The sequence below is a fragment of the Paenibacillus glycinis genome (genome assembly GCF_009909185.1).
Classification (GTDB): Bacteria; Bacillota; Bacilli; order Paenibacillales; family Paenibacillaceae; genus Paenibacillus_Z; species Paenibacillus_Z glycinis.
Genome location: NZ_JAAAMV010000019.1, coordinates 45,904 through 61,185, shown reverse-complemented (window position 1 = coordinate 61,185; position 15,282 = coordinate 45,904). Strand labels below are relative to the sequence as shown.

The 15,282-nt window shown below is 56.9% G+C and carries 17 protein-coding genes; 14 read left to right on the top strand and 3 right to left on the bottom strand.

The features are described from left to right. Nucleotides 1-25 precede the first annotated feature (25 nt). The 7 genes from GT019_RS20245 (at nt 26) to GT019_RS20215 (ending at nt 8,228) form a co-directional block, all read left to right on the top strand. Complete coding sequence (locus GT019_RS20245) at nt 26-1,684, top strand: putative polysaccharide biosynthesis protein (protein WP_161745013.1); 1,659 nt, start codon at nt 26-28, stop codon at nt 1,682-1,684. A gap of 77 nt (nt 1,685-1,761) precedes the next feature. After that, nucleotides 1,762-3,345, top strand: coding sequence for a copper amine oxidase N-terminal domain-containing protein (locus tag GT019_RS20240; RefSeq protein WP_161745012.1), 1,584 nt, complete (start codon nt 1,762-1,764; stop codon nt 3,343-3,345). Between the two features lie 63 nt (nt 3,346-3,408). After that, nucleotides 3,409-3,753, top strand: a complete 345-nt coding sequence (locus tag GT019_RS20235; RefSeq protein WP_161745011.1) for a thioredoxin family protein — start codon at nt 3,409-3,411, stop codon at nt 3,751-3,753. A gap of 148 nt (nt 3,754-3,901) precedes the next feature. Next, entirely contained in the window at nt 3,902-4,837 is a 936-nt protein-coding gene (locus GT019_RS20230) for a COX15/CtaA family protein (RefSeq protein WP_201755481.1), read from the top strand. After that, on the top strand, nt 4,834-6,600 hold the full coding sequence (locus GT019_RS20225) for a UbiD family decarboxylase (protein ID WP_161745010.1): 1,767 nt from the start codon (nt 4,834-4,836) through the stop codon (nt 6,598-6,600). The genes GT019_RS20230 and GT019_RS20225 overlap by 4 nt, the downstream gene beginning before the upstream one ends. Before the next feature lie 114 nt (nt 6,601-6,714). Beyond that, the gene (locus tag GT019_RS20220) at nt 6,715-7,419 is read left to right on the top strand and encodes a Cthe_2314 family HEPN domain-containing protein (RefSeq protein ID WP_161745009.1); all 705 of its coding nucleotides are present in this window, start codon (nt 6,715-6,717) and stop codon (nt 7,417-7,419) included. Between the two features lie 20 nt (nt 7,420-7,439). Continuing rightward, complete coding sequence (locus GT019_RS20215; RefSeq protein WP_161745008.1) at nt 7,440-8,228, top strand: SDR family oxidoreductase; 789 nt, start codon at nt 7,440-7,442, stop codon at nt 8,226-8,228. A gap of 89 nt (nt 8,229-8,317) precedes the next feature. Here GT019_RS20215 and GT019_RS20210 read toward each other — a convergent pair whose 3' ends face one another. Continuing rightward, on the bottom strand, nt 8,318-8,563 hold the full coding sequence (locus tag GT019_RS20210) for a NifU family protein (protein ID WP_161745007.1): 246 nt from the start codon (nt 8,561-8,563) through the stop codon (nt 8,318-8,320). Between the two features lie 88 nt (nt 8,564-8,651). Here GT019_RS20210 and GT019_RS20205 point away from each other — a divergent pair, with 88 nt between their 5' ends. Beyond that, nucleotides 8,652-8,921, top strand: a complete 270-nt coding sequence (locus GT019_RS20205) for a YuzB family protein (RefSeq protein WP_161745059.1) — start codon at nt 8,652-8,654, stop codon at nt 8,919-8,921. 41 nt (nt 8,922-8,962) lie between these two features. Here the strand turns inward: GT019_RS20205 and GT019_RS20200 are convergent, their stop codons facing one another. Together GT019_RS20200 and mqnE are read right to left on the bottom strand one after the other, a co-directional pair. Continuing rightward, nucleotides 8,963-10,030, bottom strand: coding sequence for an NAD(P)/FAD-dependent oxidoreductase (locus GT019_RS20200; RefSeq protein WP_161745006.1), 1,068 nt, complete (start codon nt 10,028-10,030; stop codon nt 8,963-8,965). A gap of 150 nt (nt 10,031-10,180) precedes the next feature. After that, complete coding sequence (gene mqnE, locus GT019_RS20195; protein WP_161745005.1) at nt 10,181-11,284, bottom strand: aminofutalosine synthase MqnE; 1,104 nt, start codon at nt 11,282-11,284, stop codon at nt 10,181-10,183. 294 nt (nt 11,285-11,578) lie between these two features. On the opposite strand from mqnE, the gene trhA reads away from it, so the two are divergent. The 6 genes from trhA (at nt 11,579) to GT019_RS20165 (ending at nt 15,094) form a co-directional block, all read left to right on the top strand. Next, on the top strand, nt 11,579-12,223 hold the full coding sequence (trhA, locus tag GT019_RS20190) for a PAQR family membrane homeostasis protein TrhA (RefSeq protein WP_161745004.1): 645 nt from the start codon (nt 11,579-11,581) through the stop codon (nt 12,221-12,223). A gap of 140 nt (nt 12,224-12,363) precedes the next feature. Next, nucleotides 12,364-12,723 carry an iron-sulfur cluster insertion protein ErpA gene (gene erpA / locus GT019_RS20185; RefSeq protein ID WP_161745003.1) on the top strand — a complete coding sequence of 120 codons (360 nt, stop codon included), beginning with the start codon at nt 12,364-12,366 and terminating at the stop codon, nt 12,721-12,723. 665 nt (nt 12,724-13,388) lie between these two features. After that, the gene (locus GT019_RS20180) at nt 13,389-14,051 is read left to right on the top strand and encodes a hypothetical protein (RefSeq protein ID WP_161745002.1); all 663 of its coding nucleotides are present in this window, start codon (nt 13,389-13,391) and stop codon (nt 14,049-14,051) included. Beyond that, nucleotides 14,041-14,568, top strand: a complete 528-nt coding sequence (locus GT019_RS20175) for an accessory gene regulator B family protein (protein WP_161745001.1) — start codon at nt 14,041-14,043, stop codon at nt 14,566-14,568. Before GT019_RS20180 ends, GT019_RS20175 begins: the two co-directional genes overlap by 11 nt. After that, a complete protein-coding gene (locus GT019_RS20170) occupies nt 14,565-14,693 on the top strand; it encodes an AgrD family cyclic lactone autoinducer peptide (RefSeq protein WP_161745000.1) in 129 nt (42 codons plus the stop codon). Before GT019_RS20175 ends, GT019_RS20170 begins: the two co-directional genes overlap by 4 nt. Before the next feature lie 2 nt (nt 14,694-14,695). Then, nucleotides 14,696-15,094 carry a LytTR family transcriptional regulator DNA-binding domain-containing protein gene (locus GT019_RS20165; protein WP_161744999.1) on the top strand — a complete coding sequence of 133 codons (399 nt, stop codon included), beginning with the start codon at nt 14,696-14,698 and terminating at the stop codon, nt 15,092-15,094. Nucleotides 15,095-15,282 lie beyond the last annotated feature (188 nt).

Sequence of the window (15,282 nt, the reverse complement as noted above, 5' to 3'; positions counted from 1 at the left end):
CGGAGTAGGAGAAAGATAACGGCTCATGGTTAAAAAGGACTCGTTGATCAAAGGCACGATCATACTCGCGGCGGCGGCGCTGGTCGCCCGGTTCCTCGGGATTTTCCAGCGCATCCCGCTCGACTATATGACGGACAGCCACGGCGGCGGTTATTTCACCGTCGCGAACAATATCTACCTGATGCTGCTGATCGTCGCCACCGGCGGCATTCCCAGCGCGATCAGCAAAATGGTTTCCGAGCGTTACGCGCTCGGTCGCCCCGACGAGGCGCAGCGCATCTACAAGGCGGCGCTGCTGTTCGGCGCGATAACGGGCGTGCTGATCACGGTGCTGCTCCTGATCTTCGCGCCGTTCTATGCGACGCACATCGCCGAGAAGCCGGGCGCGGCGCTCGCCGTCCGGGCCATTGCGCCCGCGCTGTTTTTCTTCCCGGTCATCGCGATGATGCGGGGTTATTTCCAAGGCCGGCAGTTCATGGCGGCCGGGGGCGTCTCGCAAATCGTCGAGCAGATCCTGCGCGTCATTACCGCGGTCGGACTGGCTTACCTGGTGCTGGCTTGGGACTGGGGACAAAGCTGGATCGCGGCGGCGGCGACGTTCGGCAGCGTGTTCGGCAGCCTCGGCGCGTTCGCCGTCATGCTGTCGTATGCGCGCAAGCTGAAGCGTCAGGATCTGAAGGATGCGGCTCAAGGCCAAGGCGGCGGCACATCGTCGCCGCCGACCGGGCGCTCCGTCTTGTCCTTCGGCGCGATTTATAAGGAATTGTTCAAAATTTCCGTGCCGATCGTCATCACGTCGATGACGGTGCAATTCATCTATTTCTTCGATACGTCGTTCTTCATGAAGCTGACGCACGGGTATTATGCCGTCGCCGATGCCGATCAGATGCTGGACTGGCTCGGCGTGAAGGCGCAGGCGCTGGCCGGCATCCCGCCGATTCTGGCGATCGCGCTCAGCCAATCCATGATTCCGATCATCTCGTCCGCCTACAAGATCCGCAACATGCAGGAAGTCGAGCGCCAAGCCTCGCTCGTCATGCGGATCGTGGTGTTTACCGGCGTGCCGGTGTCGCTCATCATGACGGTCGCGGCGATGTCCATTACCGGCCTGCTCTTCTCCAACACGGGCGGCAGCGGGGCCGTAGCGGCTCTGACCGCGGGGACGATCTTCCAGATTACGATGATGACGAGCAATACCGTGCTGACCAGCATGAACAAGCCTCGGCTGCCGATGCGCCATGCGCTGATCGGGATCGTCGTCAAAGTCGTGACGAGCCTGATCCTGGCGCCGCTGCTCGGCGTGTACGGCATCATTTTGTCGTCCACCATCTGCTTCATGGTCATCGCTTCGCTGAATTTCCGGCAGATTCGCAAGGAAATCAAGCTGAACATTCTCGGCGCCCGCTGGGCGGGCTACGCTTTGACGATCGCGGCCGCGTCCGTGGCCGGCCTGCTGATCGATTATGTCTGCAGAACGTACATCGGGGGCATTCCGGTCAAATTGACCTACGCGTTCTCCTGCATCGCCGCAGGCGTCGTATCGCTCGGACTGTACGTCGCGCTGCTGGTGCTGCTCAAGGTCGTCACGCCGGAAGACGTCCGGCAGTTCCCGGGTCCGCTGCGACGGCTGCTGAACCCGCTGATGCGCGTAACCGCGCGCGGCGGCGCCGATTCTAGCAGGTAATCTAGTTTCCAAATATCCCCTCAATATGGTAGAATAGGCCGTAGTCTGTTTACCTAGGAGAGGGGATTTTTTTGATCATGAAATCGTGGAAACGAAGGAAGAAAGCGATCGGATTGCTGTTGATCTCGATGGTCGTGCTGGTCGCGGCGGGCTGTCAAGCATTGAACGGCGTGGATTTCAATGCCATGCTGAAGCAATCGATGAACGTCACCTCTTACGAAAGCAACGAAACGGTAGCGTTCAAGCTGCTGATGAACGACGGGGCGGACGAAATGCTGACCGGCGAAGAAGGGGAACTCATCAAGCTCGTTTCCGATATCAAGCTGGAGCTGACCGACGTCAAAACAAGCGAAACCGGGGGCATGTCCGCCAAGGGCGAGCTCAGCCTGGGCGCTAAACATATCGCGTTCGAAGCGAAGATGAACAACGAGCTCGCGGAGCTGGATCTCGAAGGGGCGAAGAAACCGATCGTCATCAGCCTGACGGATCCGGAGACCGATGCGGCCGCGGCTTCCGCGCAGGAGAGCTTGACGGCAGCAAGCAAGCAAATCATCGATGCCGTCAGCGGCTACGCGATCGATAACCTGCCGAATCCGTCGCACTTGACCGTGCTGCCCGGACAGGAGAGCGTCCACGGGGAAACGGTGACCGGGATGAACGTCCATGCCGACCTAACCGGCAAAGAGCTGTGGGATTGGCTGAAATCCTACATCGACGCGTTGATCGGCGACAAGGAAGGTCTGAAGGCGATGCTGACGGGCTTGCTCGAAGCCCTGCAAAGTCAAGAGTCTGCCATCGCGGCGTCCCCGGTCGAGAGCATGTTCGGCTCGCTGCCGGAAGAGGACGACACGGAAGCCGCGGTCAACGATGCGGCGGACGAGATTATCGACATGCTGACGCAGCTGCAGGACGAGCTGGCCAAGACCGAGACGGATGAAGCGGAGACGTTGGACAGCGTCTTGAACGACGGGACCTTCGTGAAAGGCGACCTCTTCATCGACGGCAAGCTCGATATCCGCAAAGCCGTGATCGAAGCGGCGGTCAAGATTACGGAACCGGCGATTGCCGCGGGCGATGAGGACGAAGACATGGGGATGGAAGCGTTGATGCCGTTCAGCGGAATCTCGGTGAAAATCACGTCGGACCGATGGAACGTGAACGGCGACGTGCAGCCGGCGCAGCCTTCCGGCGACAAGTCCGTTCTTAACGGCCAAGCATTGATGGATATGCAGGGCTACGAAGTGCTTCAACAGTTCGATAAGAATTCCGATGTTTACGACCTGCTCCGCAATACGGCGCATATCGGCAGGCAGTCGCTTACGCTGAGCCCCGAATTCAGCCGCAATGCGCCGATTATTACGCCGAGCGGCATCACGATCGTGCCATTGCGTTACACCGCCGAAGCATTCGGAGCGGCGTTGACCAAATCGGGCGGCTCGCTGATCGTCAAGGACGGCGCGACGAACACGACGATCAGCTTGAAAAACGGCAGCAGCAATGCCATCATTAATGGCAAGACGGTCAAATGGGGCTTCCCGACGACCGTCGTGAACGGCGTCACCTACGTGCCTGCGCGCGATTTCGCGCAAGCGCTTGGCGCGAGCATCGAATGGGAACAATATGGCGGCGTGAAGGCATTGACGCTGGTTCGCGAGCCCTAGCAGGGCCTGCTACCGGCTCGGCTCGCCGATCAAGCAGTTTCACCACGAAAGGAGAGGTTTCCTATGGAATTGATTACGACGGAAGACGCTTTTCGCGACGCGGTGCGGTCCGAAGGCGTGACGGTTGCCGTCTTCAAGACGACCTGGTGCAAGGATTGCCACTACATCGAACCGTTCATGCCGGCTGTCGAAGCCGAGTACGGCGGCAGAATCCGCTTCTTGCAGATCGACCGGGACGACCTGCCCGACCTCTGCGGCGAGCTGAACATTTTGGGCATTCCGAGCTTCATTGCGTTCAAGAACGGCAAGGAGCTCGTGCGGTTCGTCAGCAAGCTGCGCAAGGACCGGGAAGAGATTGAGCAGTTTCTGGATCGCGCCCTTCAGGTCGCGGATGTTTTGGCGACCTAACCCCTGTAATTATGCGAAAAAGCCCGTCAGGCGGCCGTTTGCGGCTCCTTGGCGGGCTTTCTTTCGCTAGGCGTGCGTTCACAGTTTGAACATGGTATTTGTCGAATTTGTTCAGTATAATGGGAGGTGATTCTTAGGAAGCAAGGTGATGACAGTGAATGATAACCGATATCGTGCGCTAGCGGTCTTGACTTGCATCGGCATGTTCCTCGTGTTGATCGCGGGCGCATTGGTTACGAATACAGACTCCGGCCGGGGCTGCGGCACGGATTGGCCGCTCTGCAACGGCAAATTCATTCCGGCGTATACCGTCGAATCGTTGATCGAATATTCCCACCGGTTAATCAGCGGCGGAGTAGGGCTGCTGGTGCTCGCGACGTTTATCGCGACCTTGATGCTGTACCGCAACGAGAAGGAGCCGATCGCTTATGCCTCCGGCGCTGGCTTATTCACGGTTCTGCAGGCACTGCTGGGCGCAGCCGCCGTCATATGGCCGACGACGCCTGCCGTGCTGGCGCTGCATTTCGGCATCTCCATCCTGGCGTTCATGTTCACGCTGCTGCTCGTGATTTGGACGTGGCGCAGGAAGCGGGGAACCGCGGCGGACAAGCCGGCGACCGCGATACCCAGGGCCGTGTTCGCTTTCTCGCTCTTCATACTCGTGTATACGTATTTCGTGATTTACTTGGGCGCTTACGTGCGTCATACGGATTCGGCCGGGGGATGCGTGGGCTGGCCGCTCTGCAACGGCGAATTCGTTCCGGATCTGCAAGGCGCGACCATGTACGTATTCATGCATCGCGTGGCGGCCGCCGTTCTGCTCGTGCTGATCGGCTGGCTGGCGCTTTATATCAACCGCGTCGGCAAGGAGCACCCGGGCATGCGCAAGGCCATGAACGTGACCTTCGTTCTCGTCTGCTGCCAGGTATTGAGCGGCGCGCTGCTGACGGTGACGCTTCGCAACGAAGATTGGTTCGTCTTTACGAGCATTCTGCACAACATGATCGTATCCGGGTTATTCGGGATACTGAGCGATATTATGATCCGAGCCTGGAAATGGCGCGAAGGGCGGTTACAGGCATGAGCTTCACAGATTTGCGGGGATTGATCGACACGCTTCGCCGGGAGGGCGATCTTGCCGTCATCGAGACGCAGGTAGACCCGTACTTGGAGCTGGCCGAGATTCATCGGCGCGTCATCGACGAAGGCGGACCGGCGCTGCTCTTCACGAACGTGAAAGGCAGTCCCTTTCCCGTGGTGACGAACCTGTTCGGCACGGTCAGGCGCGTAGACCTCGCGTTCGGGCCGCGTCCGGAAGCGTTCATGAAACAGGTGGTCGGCGCGATGGACCGGCTCCTGCCGCCAACGCCGGCGGCGCTCTGGGGCGAACGTTCGCTGCTGTGGGACGCCATGAAGGTCGGCATCAAGGAAGTGCCGGCCGCCTCGGCGCCGATTTTGGGCGCCGTGCGCAAAAGCCGGCCGCTGGAAGGACTGCCCGCGCTGACGAGCTGGCAGCTGGACGGCGGTCCTTTCATCACGCTGCCGCTCGTTTATACGGAGCATCCGGAACACCGCAAGCAGCATAACCTCGGCATGTACCGCATGCAGATCTTCGATCATTCGACGACGGGCATGCACTGGCAGATCCACAAAGGCGGCGGGTTCCATTACCACGAGGCGGAGAAACGGAACGAAGCGCTGCCGGTGTCCGTCTTCCTGGGCGGTCCGCCCGCGCTGATCGCGTCGGCGATCGCTCCGGTGCCGGAGCATCTGCCGGAGCTGCTGCTGTCGTCGCTGATCATCGGCGGCAAGCTGCAGGTCGTGCAGGACCCGCACGGCAGCCACCGGATTCCGGCGCACGCCGAATTCGTGTTGAGCGGGAAAGTGGCGCCTCATGCGCGGCGTCCCGAAGGGCCGTTCGGCGACCACTACGGCTACTATTCGTGGACGCATGATTTCCCGGCGTTCGACGTCAGCCATATGTGGCATCGCAAGGATGCCATCTATCCCGCGACGATCGTGGGCAAGCCGCGCCAGGAGGATTACTACTTGGGCGATTTCCTGCAGCGCCTGCTGTCGCCGGCCTTCCCGCTGGCGATGCCCGGCGTCAAGGACCTCTGGACGTACGCGGAGACGGGTTTTCACGCGCTGGCGGCAGCGGTCGTGCGGGAGAGCTACTCGCGCGAGGCGCTCGGCACCGCCTTCCGCATCTTGGGCGAGGGCCAGCTGACGCTGACCAAATATTTGATGATTACCGATCAGCCCGTCGACCTGGCGGATTTCCCGCAATTGATGGAAACCGTGCTGGCGCGCTTCCGACCGGAAACCGATTTGTTCGTGTTTGACAAAACGTCCCATGATACATTGGATTACACCGGGGGCAAGCTGAATCATGGGAGCAAGGCCGTCATGCTCGGCGTCGGCGATGCGATCCGCGAGCTCCCGTCCAGCTACGACGAAGGCCCGATCGACGAGATCGCGGATGCGCGGGTGTACTGCCGGGGCTGCCTGGTCGTCTCCGGCGCCACTTACGAGCAGGAGCCCGAGCTGGCGACGCGGCTGCTGTCGAGGCTGCGCGAGCGGGGCACGGCATGGCCGCTCGTTATTCTTGCCGACGACGCCTCCATCGCGGACGCGCAGACGCCGTTCTTATGGACGGTATTTACCCGCTTCAATCCCGCCGACGATATCTACGCGGCAACGAAGCTGAACCGCCACCATGTCGGCTACGAGCTGCCGCTGGTCATCGATGCGCGGATGAAACCGGGCTACCCGGACGAACTGATTCCGCGCCAGGATATCGTGGAACTCGTCGATCGCCGTTGGCATTCTTATTTCAATCGATAATGCGCTATAATGGATAACGGTACTCTGCTTGCTTGCCGGTACGGCGACGAAACCCCGAATCCGTCAAACAAGCAGATCCTGCTTCATGAGGCAGACGTTCGGAAGGAGATTGCGATGCTCCGCATCTTGTTTGGCGAACCTCCGCGCCAGGACGGGGGCAAGCTGCTTGAGGCGAACCAGGCGATGGAAAGGTTCGCGGGCTTAATGAACGAGCGCATCGAGCGCGGGCTGGACAATGACCATAAGCTGCGCAAATACGAAATTTATACGCTCGGGCTGATCTCCTCGCTCGACGAGCTGGAGCAGAGCGTATACGCAGCCGGCAAATATGCCGCGCTCGTCACCTCCGATACGGTCGAAGGCATGACCGACGAGGAACGGATGAACTACCGCCGGTACGTGTATTTCGACAAGAACGCCTTTATTCGCCTGTTCTCGCTGCTGGACAAGCTGGGCACGCTGATGAACGATTACCTGCGCCTCGAGACCGATCGGGTCAAACCGCATTTTTCTTATTTTACGGTGCTGCGCAGGATGCTGGAGGGCAATCTGTATCCTGAATTGACCGCGGAGCTGCATAAGCTGAAGGAAGCGGGCAAAGAACCGATGAACCGCCTTCGGAAGCGTCGGAACATGGAGATTCACTACATGAATTCAGAGATGCAGGACGATCTGAAGCAGAATCACGAGGCTTATTTCGAACAGCATCGCTTGGAAAACCTATCGCAGCAGACGCAGGACCTTGCGCAAATGATGGTCCTCGTGCTGGATACGCTTAAGCTGACCTTTCATCATGCCTACAGCCAGATCAAGTCATGACGCTGACCTAGGAGGGGGCTATGGAGCTTAGAGGAAGAACGGCCCTAATTACCGGAAGTGCCAAAGGCTTGGGCAAAATGACCGCGCTTACTCTCGCCGCGATGGGCTGCGATATCGTGCTCAACTACGTCAACAGCGAGCGCGAAGCGCAGCAGCTCGCGCAAGAGATCGAGCGGCGGCATGGCGTCAGGGCCACCGCCGTGCAAGCCGATATCGCGCGGCAGGAAGACGTCGCGCGTCTGGCTGCGCTGGCGCTGGCCTGGTCGCTGACCGGCAGCATCGATATCCTGATCAACAATGCGGGACCGTTCATTCGCGAACGGCGGTTGTTCGCCGACTACGAGGCCGCGGCCATTACCGGCCTCGTCAACGGCAACCTGCTCGGCGTGATGCTGCTCGACCATCAGGTGCTGCCAGGCATGCGCAGGCGCCAATGGGGGCGCATCATCCACTTCGGCTTCGGCCATGCCGGCGAAGGCCGGGCATGGCCGCATCGGGCGGTCTATGCCGCGGCGAAGACGGGACTGGTCTCCTTCACGAAGACGCTCGCCGTCGAAGAGGCGGCGAACGGCGTTACGGTACATATGGTTTGTCCCGGCGATATCCGCGGCATGAACAAGGAGCGCACGATCGCCGAGGTGTCCGAAGAGCGCGATGACGAGTCGCCGAGCGGACGTCCCGGCAGCGGCGAGGACATCGCGCGGGTTATCGCGTTTCTCTGCCTGCCGCAGTCGGATTATATGACCGGCAATATCGTCGACGTGACGGGCGGCTTCGATCCGATCAAGACGTCGATTAAATCGAGCTAGTATCCTGTGCATCGCGAACGACAAAAAAAAGCGTCTTGCCCTTCGGCAAGACGCTTTCGTGTTCATATCGGGCAAAAGGAAAGGCAAGCTTAGAAAACTTGCATAACCTCTTGTACGCCTTCGACTTCCTCGAGCAGCGCGCGTTCGATACCCGCTTTCAGCGTGATCGTCGAGCTCGGGCAGCTGCCGCAGGCACCCATCAAACGAAGTTTAACGATGCCGTCTTCTACGTCGACGAGTTCAACGTCGCCGCCGTCGCGCTGCAAGAACGGACGGAGCTTGTCGAGTACGTCCAGTACTTCGTCATACATCGTGGCTTGTGCATTTTCACTCATTGCAATCCACTCCTTTCTCCCCTATTATAGTACAAAGCGATGCAATTGAAAATGGATATCAGTAACTAGAGGCCAGGTGAACATCATGTTGAAACCAATCATCGAATTTTGCGCAAGCAATATGCATCATGGAACGGATAAGCTGATGAATAAACTGGAAGCCAATCCGGACTATGAAGTCATTGAATACGGCTGCTTGGGCAACTGCGGCGAATGCTATCTGGCTCCGTTCGGCATGGTCGACGGAACGATCGTCTCCGCGGATACCGTCGAAGAGCTGGAAACGAAACTCATGGATGAAATCGAAGAGCAGCAGGCCGTTCGCGAAGCGCTTGACCGGCTCATTGACGATATGTAATACCGCCTTGGAGCCGGAACAATCCGGGTTCCTTCTACATTTTAGCCAAAATGATGCTTCGACATCCACAAGACGCCGCTTTTCACGAGGCGGGGAACGCGTCCCATCATCGTAGCGCGGCCCATCAGGCCGAAACCGTCTTTTTTGCCGAGGGAGCCCAGCGTTCCCTTCAGCTTGATCTTGCCGAGTTTCGGCGTTTTGCCGCTCCAGATCGCGTGCATGACCTCGGCGACTTGCTTGCCTTGTCCTTCGGCGGCTTGCGCGCTTGGCGAGAACGGCAGCGAAGCGCAGTCCCCGACGATGAATACCTCGTTGTAATCGGGCAGCTGGTGATATTCGTTGATGATCAGGCGTCCTTGATTGTCCTTCGGCAAATTCATGCGCTGCACGATCGCCACGGGTTGGATGCCTGCCGTCCATACGGTGACATCGGACAAGATCGGACTCGGGTTGTTGCTGTCGTGAAGGACGCCGTCTTCCAGCTTGTACAAGGAAACTTCGCCCCGCATTTCCACTTCATGCTCGATGAACCAGGAGGAGACATACTCCTGCAGCTTGCCCGGGAAGGCCGAGAGAATGCTCGGTCCGCGATCGATGATGCGGATGTTCAGATCCGGACGGCTTTCGCGAAGCTCCGCGGCCACTTCCACGCCGCTTAAGCCGCCGCCGACGATCGAGACTTGTCCGTACGGCTTCGCGTTGTTGAGCGCCATGTACGTTTTGCGCGAAGCGGCCATCGTCTGGATGCTGTTGGAGTAAAGCTCGGCCCCTTCGATGCCATGGTATTTGTCGGTGCAGCCAAGCGCGACGACGAGCCATTCGTATTCGAGCGGCTCTTGGCCCGCAAGCACGATCTGCTTGGCGTCCAGGTCGATATCGGTCACTTCTCCGTAGGTCACGATCAGACGGGGATCGGACGGGAATGCGACCCGCAGATCGATTTCCGGCGACGTTCCGGCGACAAGCGCGTAATATTCCGTTTTCAAGCCCTGATACGGCATCCGGTCGATCAGCACGACAACCGTATCGTCCGGCAGTTCGCCCTCGAGCAGCGCGTGGGCCACCGTCAATCCTCCGTAGCCACCGCCAAGAATAACGAATCGTTTCATTTGAATCCCAACTTTCTATAAGCAATGAGTAATATGGTAAATGAGTACGCTCTGCATGGTTTTGTCCTGTAGTATGCGCATGACTGACCCTCGCAATGAGAACATCTCGTCGCGAAGGCCGTGGGAATAGCTGTTCATGCTGTTTCTGCGTTATTCGAACACTTTGACTTCGTTGTAGAACGTATCGCGCTCGACGGGTATCCGGCCCGCGCCTTTGATGAGCCAGATCAGATCCTCGCGCGTGATGCCTTCCGGAGTGAGCGCGCCGGCCGCATGGCTGATACGTTCCTTCACCATCGTGCCGTGCACGTCGGAAGCGCCCATCGTCAGCGCGACCTGCGTCAATTGCGTGCCGATGTTGATGAAGTACGCTTTGATATGCTGGAAATTGTCCAGCATCAGACGGCTGATCGCGATGGCCTTCAGATCGTCGAAGGCGGAATTGCGGCGTCGAATGCTGGCTTTCGGGCTTATCGGTTGCATGGACAGCGGAATGAACACCTGGAAGCCGTTCGTTTCGTCCTGCAGATCGCGGATTTGGAGCATGTGGTTGATGCGGTCTTCGGTTTTCTCCACGGACCCGTACAGCATGGTCGTGTGCGTGCGAAGGCCGAGGTTATGCGCGGTGCGGTGAACCTCCAGGTATTGCGAGACGTCGGCTTTGTCGACGCGCATTTTTTTGCGGTATTCGTCCGACAGAATCTCGGCTCCGCCGCCGGTCAGGCTTTGCAAGCCCGCGGCGATCAGTTCCTCCAGCACTTCTTTGTAACTGAGGCCGCTGATTCGCGAGAAGAAGTCGATTTCCGCGGCGGTATACGCTTTGAGCGCGACTTCCGGGAAACGTTCGTTCAGGGCTTTCAGCGAATCGACGTAATATTGGAACGGAACATGGGGATTATGTCCGCCGACGATATGGAACTCCCGGACGTCCGGGTGAATATGCTGTTCCACGTAGGCGATCATCTCGGGTCCGCTCAGCGTGTACGCGCCTTCTTGGCCTTCGTCCTTGCGGAAGTTGCAGAACGCGCAGTGCGCTTCGCAGACGTTCGTGAAATACAAGCTCATATTCTCGATAAAATAAACCTTGCGGCCGTTCTTCCTTAAATTAACCTCGTTGGCCAGCTGTCCAATCGTCAGCAGGTCGTCGGAGCGGTACAGAAACTCTCCGTCTTCACGGATGAGCCGCTCGCCGGATCGAACCTTCTCCACGATGGCTTGCATTTGTTTGTCTTCTGTCGGTATTGCCACATTCATGACGGCTTCCTCCTTGTCCGCCGGGCGCGCGCGCGCAGGTCCGGTGAAAAATAATGAAAACGAATACTTTGTGAAAAAAATTACTTATTCTTTCCCCAAAAAACCTCATAAACAACTTTCCTTATTATAAACCTCATCACAAATAGCGGCAACTATTAAGTCATGCCAGCACGGCAAAGTGATGGAAGGCTCGGCATGGCGCCGCTCGCCGGTTTTGACCCGGGCACGAAATGCGATACAATGAAGGCAGACAAACCGGCTTTCAGACACAGGTTATTAGAAATGAGGGATAAAATGGCAAACACCCATACCTTTACCCGCAGGGAAGAAGCGGTAAACGCGATTACGCATGGCTTTGGCGCGCTTCTGAGCATTGCGGCGCTCGTACTATTGATCGTATTCGCCGTGCTCAAGGGGAATGCCGAGCATGTCGTCAGTTTTACGATCTACGGTTCCATGATGCTGATGCTGTACGTCTCGTCGACGCTGGTGCACGGTTTTCGGGAAGGCAAAGCCAAACGCTTTTTCGAAATTATGGATCATGCCTGCATTTATTTGTTTATCGCGGGCACCTATACGCCGATTTTGTTGCATCTGGTGCAAGGTACGATGGGCTGGACGCTGTTCGTTATCGTGTGGGGACTTGCGCTTTGCGGGGTCGTCTTCAAGGTCTTCTACGCATCAAAGTTTCTGTTTACGTCCACGTTAATTTATCTCTTGATGGGTTGGATGATCGTTATCGTGTGGGGACCGCTCAAGGCGCATCTGGCTGCCGGCGGCATGCATTTGCTCATAGCCGGGGGTTTGCTGTACACGTTCGGGACGATATTCTACGTCTGGCGAAGCTTCAAGCATCATCATGCGGTCTGGCATCTGTTCGTGCTCGGCGGCTCCGTGCTCCATTTCTTCGTCATTATGCTCTACGTCTTGCCGAGATAATGAAAGCTTGAGGGACGCTTGATCGCGAAGCGCGGCCGAAATCGCGCCGTATGCTTATTGAGTCCTTGCCGGAAGTGCAGTATACTGATTACTATAGAAACGTAAGTAAGTCGTTCCAAGAATGTTCGAGGAGGGATAGCATGATTACGATCAGCGATACGGCCAACGAGAAAATCAAAGAAATGCTGGAAGCCGAGGCTTCGCCGGAGCTGTTTCTGCGCGTCGGCGTGAAAGAGGGCGGCTGCAGCGGTTTTTCTTACAATATGGGTTTCGACGACGAGCAGGCGGAGTCCGATAAGGCGCTGGAAATGAACGGCCTGAAGGTCGTCGTGGACGCGGACAGCATCAAATACTTGAACGGTCTCGAGATCGACTTCAAGGAATCCGCCATGGGCGGCGGATTCACCATCACGAATCCGAACGCGACCGCGACCTGTGGCTGCGGTTCGTCGTTCCGCACGGCGACCGAAGCGGGCAACCCGGCAGCGGAGCCCTGCTAAGCGGGCGGCAAGCTGAAGTCCGGCACCGCATTCATGCAAAGTTTGCTTTGATTGGAAGCAATCACGAGGGCTCCCGGCGACGGGAGCCCTTTGCATGCGAAGTTATTCCTCCGTTAGCGCCGGGATCAGGGGAGCATCTCTGCATCGCGCGACAGGAATCTCGTGCAGCATGTCGGAAATATGCGGCGCCTATGCGGAAGATGGATGCACGGGCATCGATTTCGAGCAGGAAACTCGAGGGTTGGACCTAGGTTATTCTTGCAGGGAAAGGTGCATAGGAACCGATTCTCAAAGTTATTATTTAGTAAATGAACTATCTCTGCTATACTAAAGAAAATGCTAGCACGACGAACGACTCATATGTATAGAACTTTGTTGCTAGCCTGCAAGATGCAAGCCTACATAGGGGCGCTGCCGCCAAAAAACAGCAGCAAACGCGGCTCGATGGCGCCGCCAGTTTGCGACAACCGAAGAAGGCGACGTCGTATAAACCGATCTCCTGCCGGATGATCGTCTCTTGACATACGTTCTTCCTTGTTGTGCTCGGCGCGTTGAGTTCCGTAAGCCCGCTTCGCTTGCGGCACATGCCGTGAACGGCTTATTGAATAGAGTAGATCAACCAGATCGTATGTTGCGAGTTAAGAAGGCGGAGGACGAAGACTATCATGAATTATACGCTTTTTTTGTCTGGTTCGATAATCGAATACTGCACGACCTTCGTTTTCATGTTTGCCTTGTTCCGGTTTCCTCTGAAGGGCATCTTGATGCAGATCATCATCATTGCATTCATGATGAGCCATTTCTCTTATATTACACGGCATTTCACCGAGATAAACAGTTACTCTTCCTACTTGCAGTTGCTGCTGTTGATTATTGTCACCTGGGGCTTGTTCCGCGTGCCGCTCTTTTATTCGTTCATCATGAACGGGGCAGGTTTTATCAGCTTGTTCGCGGCGCAGGGCATCACGATTTTCGTCATCGTGTTGACGGGAACGTCCTTTTCCCATATTACGAGGGATCCCGAAATCATTTTCTCCACGCAGCTGTTGTCGGGACTAATCCTGGTCAGCGTCAGCCGGTTCATCGTCATGAAAAACTGGGGTTTCGATTACGTGCCTGCTTCCCACAGAAGCTATATCGAATTCAACCGGACGAATTCGGCGCTCTTTTCGGTAATCGCTTCCAGCATCGTCATCGCGCTCGTGGCGGGAATCGCGCTGAGAGGCAATCTGGAGAAATACATCGTCGTGGCGGGAACGACCTTTCTATGCTCGATTCCCGTGTTCCTGTACTATAGCAGACGGAAGGATGTAGAGGATGCTCGATAAGCTCGCTGTCGGCTTGCACAATCGTATGGTGGCCGCAGGCGTCGAGAACGCCCCGTCCGCATCGGTGATCAAGTATGCGTTCGATATTCTGACGAATACGTTATCGGCAGCGATCGCGGCTTTGATCATCGGAGCCTTGACAGGAGAGTTCCTGCCGACCGGATTTGCGCTGCTCGTCCTTGCCGTCATCCGTTATATGTCCGGCGGTTACCATCTGAAGTCCAGTTTGATGTGCGCGACCGTGTCCACGTTAGTATTGGCAGGCATCCCCCATGTCCCGATTGCGGACGGCTGGATGCCTTATCTCACCGGATTCGCGGTCCTGATGATGCTCATATTCGCTCCGGCGAATTATGATAAATACGCTACGCTCCCATCTCGATTCTACCCGTTGTTGAAAGTATTATCCGCCTTGTTCGCCTCCTCCAATTTTCTCATTCATTCAGACATCATGACGGTAGTCTTCGTATTGCAGTCGATTCTTCTCTTATTTAAAGAAGGAGGTGAAGAAGAATGAAGAAAAACGTGTACCGCATGCTCGGCGTCGTCATCGCCGGCGTGGCAACGATGTTCGTTACAACGGGCTCTTATGTGATTTTTCATAAGCCAAGAATCCCGGCTGAGCTCAGAAAGCAGGTGTAAGCATGCTGATCCCGCTTGTTAAGCGCTACAACAAGAAGGATTTTGAGATCGTTTATGTCAATCGTAACGACGTGGTGCTCATGCACAGCCATTACGGGCAAATCAACTATCAGCATAAAGACGGAACGATCTTGAACCCGCTGTCCACGTTTGAAGAACACGAGCGTTTTCTGACGCAAGACGAATTCGCGCGAGTCGATCGCTGCTACGTCGTGAATATGGACCTGGTCGAATTTTTCGACGAGGAAAGACAGCGCGTGTTCTTCGAACCGGACCCGGTAGGGAAGAACGCTTTAAGCGCCCCGGTTTCCTTTTCCCGGATGGATACGGTTAAGAACGTGCGCAGGGGCAATGCCAGGGCAGGTTCCGTGCCATCGGGAAATGCGCAGCTTTCGCGCTAAGCAAGAGCAAAGCTTTCTTTGCGGTTTACATATCGGCATCGCCGGCTCCGAAGGAAAGCTTGCGGAGGCAAAAACACTGCAGGATGAACGTTATCGTTCTTTCCGCGGTGTTTTTTTTTGCGCCCGACCCGTGTCGATTGCCGCGCCGATATCTGTCAGCCCCTATCAGCCTACTAAATCAGGCGAGT